1 pseudogene is annotated in these 515 nt (G+C 73.0%); it reads left to right on the forward strand.

Annotated elements, in window-relative coordinates:
* Positions 1 to 515 (forward strand): annotated as a pseudogene (locus tag IE321_RS41705) (hypothetical protein); the annotation flags it as partial.

A 515-nucleotide genomic window follows, 5' to 3' on the forward strand; every position in this document is an offset into this window, starting at 1 on the left:
GAGCCGCGGGCGTTCTGCTGTTCGGGATCGTCGGAGCGGTCGCCGCCCTGAGCCGTCCCGATTCCACCGGCATCGGCGACGTACTCCCTTCTGTCGCCGGAGCCTTGGCGGGAGCCCTCGTCCTCTATCTCCTCGCGGCAAAAGCCGGGCAGGTACCTGCCCCGGCCGGCATCACGGCCGTGGCGGCCATCTCGGCCGGTGCGCTGGGCCGGTACTTCACCGGCAGGCAGGGCCGAGGCGCTGCGGCCTCCCGGGAAAGCCTGGTCCTGCCCGAGCCTGCCTCCCCGGCGCCCGCGGTCCCGGCCGGCGTCGAGCTGAAGGTGCCCGGCATCACGGCCTTCACCACTCCCAACGCCGACTTCTACCGCGTCGGCACCTGGCGCCAGTGGTCCTACCGCTGGAACGCCACCCCAGGCGGTCACAACCTCACCGTCCGCGCCACCGACGCCACCGGCCAGATCCAGACCGAACAGCGCACCCGGACCATCCCCGACGGAGCGAGCGGCCGGCACAGC

Source organism: Streptomyces hydrogenans (assembly GCF_014656075.1).
GTDB lineage: Bacteria > Actinomycetota > Actinomycetes > Streptomycetales > Streptomycetaceae > Streptomyces > Streptomyces hydrogenans.